This window comes from Myxococcus sp. AM011 (assembly GCF_013372595.1).
In the GTDB taxonomy this organism is placed as follows: domain Bacteria; phylum Myxococcota; class Myxococcia; order Myxococcales; family Myxococcaceae; genus Myxococcus; species Myxococcus eversor.
Genome location: NZ_JABXEM010000466.1, coordinates 1 through 3773, shown reverse-complemented (window position 1 = coordinate 3773; position 3773 = coordinate 1). Strand labels below are relative to the sequence as shown.

The following is a 3773-nucleotide window of genomic DNA, read 5'->3' as shown; positions in this document are numbered from 1 at the left end:
AGCGGAACTCGCTGGCCCAGCGCTGAGCGGTGGCCTTGGCGCGCTCGCCATCCGAGGGAAGGTGACTCGCTGGCGGCTTCCCGGCAGGCGTTGGCGCTCCAGGGCTGGAGGGGCCGTCCGTCCCCGTCGCCCCCTTCTTTCGCACCCACATGCGAGGGGCAGGGTTGACGGTGGGGGGTGGCGTAGCAGGCGCGGTGTCAGCCTTGGGCTTGCGCCCGCGCGGGAGGATGACGTCGGGGATGCTGCGGGGTGCGGCGTCCTCCACCCACGCGGAATGCAGGCGGCCTGTCGCCATCATGAGGCGCCGCTTCTGGTAGTGCGCTCCGCAGTAGCCCTGGCTGCGGTGGGGGCGCTGGCAGCCGATGACGGCACACGCCCTGGCCGTAGTCGCGGGAGGTGGGCGCGGGGGCAGGTGCTGCGCTGGAGCGGGTTGCGGAGGCCGCGCGTCGTGGCCTGGGCGCTGGCGCGACACTTCCTGTTGGGGCCCTGGGGCGAGACGCTTCGCCACCTCGGCCAGTCTCGCGACGAGGCTTGCGAGTGGGCGCGCCAGCTCCTCATCGAGGGCGGTGCGGAAGGCCGCCTCAATAGAGCTTGGGGACTTCGGAGCAGGTGGGCGGAGCGGCTGCCTCGTGGATGAGGATGAACCCTGAGCCGAAACGGGAGGACGTGGAATTTTGGGCATGTGTGGCTTTGCTCGCCTTGCTGTGTATTCGGGGCGAATGCGCGTTGAGACGGCGGGTGATGATTACCATTCTTTGGGCATGTGTCGTAGTCGAGTATTGCTTGAGTGGAGGAAGGGAGCGCCCGCCTCTGGTGACAATACGCAGTGACCTCACGGAAATGGTTGTGGGCGTGAGTCGCCCGGCGAACTGGCACGTCGCGTGCTGTGGGGATTGCGGATGACGATGAGCGAGCGGGAGGCCCTCGCAGAAGAACTGCGGCGGGTGGAGGCGGCGTTGCAGCGAGCGTACGCGACGATGGACGGGAGTGCCGAATCGCGGACGCGGCTCGCCAGGGCGAAAGAGGAGTACCGACGAGCAGAGGTCGCGGCGTCGCACGTACTGGGAGCGGAGGATGCGTTGAGGCTGGTGGAGGCGAATGACTCGGCGTGCGCTCCCCCCCCCGGAGCAGGAAGCACTACGGGAGTGGGTTGCTCGCGGCGCGAGAGAGTTGCCCCTCAGTAGTGGCGAGCACCACGCATGAGGGGCGCGCCTCCTGGACGTGTGTGAAACATCAGGTGAAACAGGGCGCTTCGGCCGGCGGACGGGCCCGGGCCGCATGGGCATACCCTGAGAGGCATGCCATGCCGGCACGGCTCACCCTCGCGTCGCCAAGCCCTCGCGCAGCATTTCATCCACGAGGGACGCGGCCTTCTCCTCGGCGGTTTCGCCCTGCACGCGCAGCGCGACGGACTCGAAACGCTGGGTATTGGCAACCACCCAGTCGATGTACTCGGGAATGGAGAGGCGCTCCACGCCGAAGGCGATGTTCTGCATTCCCTTCACGATTTGGACGGCCGTGCCCTCGAAGACACGTCCGTCGCGCATGATGATCATCATGACTTCTTCTCCTTCAGGTGAGTGCGCCAGCAACCGGACTCGATGATGGGGCGGCCAGCCAACCGCCCCTTGGGAAACAGGTATGCCTCGACGCGGCCGGCACCGTCGAGGGCAATGGACGTGCGCTGGTAGAAGCGAGGGTGGCCCTCGAGCCTGTCGAGCGCCGCCAGCATGAGCGCGTCGACTTCGTACATCTCTCCCTCGACAGCGTGCTTGCCCCTGGAGGCGAGGGCAGGGAAGGGCCCGTAGTCGTAGAGGGTAAAGCGGGGAAGCGTCCGCGCTAGGCCGACGAGGCGTGCGCCGCACAAGAGTCTGTGGTTGGGCTCGCCGGACAGCAGCGTTCCGTAGACGAAGACGCGCGTCGACTTTGAGGCGCGCTTCATGCCGCACCGCCCAGGGCGCCCGCGAGCGCGGCGCGGTTGAAGCCCAGGCGCCCATAGGCGTGCCAGAGGACGCGGAAGTAGCGGCCAGCGGGCGGCCAGGCCTCGAAGCCTGCTTCGGGCTGCAGGTACACCAGCGCGCGGCGGCGGTGGCCGGCCTTGTCCGTCACCAGTCGGGCGGCGCGCCGGTACGCAAAGGGGTGCCCCTCGAAGGTGTCGAGGGCGCGCAAGTCCTCGGGGGTGAGGCGGTACAGCAACCCCTCGACGTGGGCGCCGCGCACGCGCTGGAGGCTGGCGACTGCGCCGCCCCAGCGGCGGCTGTAGCCGCCAAACACCAGGGTGTGGCCGGGAAGGGTGGCCCGGGCTTCGACGGTGGCGCCGGGGCAGCGTGTGCGCATTTGGGCCCTGTCGAGGTTGGAGCCGTAGGCGAAGTAGAGCATGGGGATTCTCCGGTGGAGGGCGGGCGCGCGGCCCGCCGTTATCGTTGCGCGCCAGGGGCACTCGTGGGCCCTGGCGTGGTGCCTCGTTGTTGGAGGTGTATTGGGTAGGGCGCGTCGTCCAGCGCGGCGCGGCCTACTCTTCGTTGAAGAGTTCTGCCCTCGCTCGGGCCCGAGCGCGCCGGTGCGCGAGGCGGGTGTCTCGGGTGTGGGCCCTCTTGGAGCGTCGGCTTCGGTATGTCTCGGCCGGGAACTTGTCGTGGCCCGGGCAACAGCCTTTGTCTTTGCGGGCAACTCCGTATGCTTTCATTGTTGCGTCTCTTGTGTCGGCGAGAGGCACCCGTCCTTTGCGAAAGACATACACGCTCTGGTTCGCCATTGAAGCAAGCGCTGTCTGAGGGAGGGGCGCGAGGACCGCAGGAAGGTGCGGGCCCGGTGCCCGGGCTCCTTCCTCGGGCCCTGGCGCCAGCGCAGGCAGGCGCCAGGGCTTCGTGGCGCCCGCGAAGGCCCCGTCACGCGGCGGCGCGGGCGTCGGTGGGCGTGTTGCCCGGAGCGGCCCCTGCATCGCCCTGCGAGCCCTCGCTGCCGGGCGAGCCGTCCCCACCCCCACCCGGGCCGCGCCTGTCGCGGCGCTGGCCCTTCCAGGCGGCGCTGCCCTCCAGCTTCTTGAGGAGGTGGAGGCGGGCCGTCTTGAATTCCTCGCCGATGAGGCCCAGGTGCAGGAGGAACACCCGGAAGTCGTACTTGGCGGTGGCGGGGTTGAAGTCGCGGCGCTTGCTGGAGGCGGCCTTCGAGGCCAGGGCGCGGGCGGCGAGGGCCAACACCAGTTGGACGTAGGCCTTCACCTCGCCCGCGTGCACCGAGCCGTTGAAGTAGCGGAATTCAATCGTGCCCCGGAAGAAGAGGCTGTTGAGGTTGAGGCCGTGGTAGCGGCTGGAGTCGTAGCGCTGCGGGGCGAGGTTGCGGCGCCCGTACCAAGCCTCGTTCACCTCCTGCAGCGTGCGCGGGCGCCGGGCCTCCAGCCGCTGGAGGAAGGCCCCGTCAATGGGCTTGCAGAAGCGGCTCAGCCGCGCCGCGCTCACCCCGAGGGCGGTCTCCAGGAGGCGCTCCTGCTTGTGCACCATCTTCACCAAGTTGGTGACGCCCTTCGCGTCGAAGCGGCTGCCGTCGACGTGAATGTGGATGCCGGTGGAGGCGTCGGCGCGGGCGCCAGCCTCGCGGGCGGCGCGCACCACCTGCTGTAAGGCGTCCAGGTCCTGGTAGGTGAGGATGGGGGAAACGATTTCGCCGCTGTAGTCGCCCCCGCTCAGCGAGCCGTCAGGCACCACCTTCCAGGCGCGGCCCTGGGGGTCCGTCACCTGCCAGCCCCGGTAGTCGCCGGAAACGTGCCCGCCCAC

The 3773-nt window shown here is 69.3% G+C and carries 4 protein-coding genes and 1 pseudogene; all 5 read right to left on the bottom strand.

The window, feature by feature from the left end:
• A pseudogene (locus HUW62_RS48280) lies at window positions 1–298 on the bottom strand (cell wall protein); the annotation flags it as partial.
• Window positions 299–1316: 1018 nt separating this feature from the next.
• Window positions 1317–1547 carry a hypothetical protein gene (locus tag HUW62_RS46110; protein ID WP_176438067.1) on the bottom strand — a complete coding sequence of 77 codons (231 nt, stop codon included), beginning with the start codon at window positions 1545–1547 and terminating at the stop codon, window positions 1317–1319.
• A gap of 8 nt (window positions 1548–1555) precedes the next feature.
• Window positions 1556–1942: a gamma-glutamylcyclotransferase gene (locus HUW62_RS46105; RefSeq protein WP_141593105.1), complete on the bottom strand. Its 387-nt coding sequence runs from the start codon at window positions 1940–1942 to the stop codon at window positions 1556–1558.
• Window positions 1939–2379: a gamma-glutamylcyclotransferase family protein gene (locus HUW62_RS46100; RefSeq protein ID WP_141593106.1), complete on the bottom strand. Its 441-nt coding sequence runs from the start codon at window positions 2377–2379 to the stop codon at window positions 1939–1941. Before HUW62_RS46100 ends, HUW62_RS46105 begins: the two co-directional genes overlap by 4 nt.
• A 509-nt stretch (window positions 2380–2888) precedes the next feature.
• Window positions 2889–3773, bottom strand: an 885-nt coding sequence (locus tag HUW62_RS46095) for an amidoligase family protein (protein ID WP_176438066.1), incomplete at its 5' end; no start/stop codon positions are given.

Excerpts from the sequence above, each read along its gene's own strand:
- HUW62_RS46110 (WP_176438067.1), bottom strand. The coding sequence starts at position 1,547 with ATGCGCGACGGACGTGTCTTCGAGGGCACGGCCGTCCAAATCGTGAAG.
- HUW62_RS46105 (WP_141593105.1), bottom strand. The coding sequence starts at position 1,942 with ATGAAGCGCGCCTCAAAGTCGACGCGCGTCTTCGTCTACGGAACGCTG.
- HUW62_RS46100 (WP_141593106.1), bottom strand. The coding sequence starts at position 2,379 with ATGCTCTACTTCGCCTACGGCTCCAACCTCGACAGGGCCCAAATGCGC.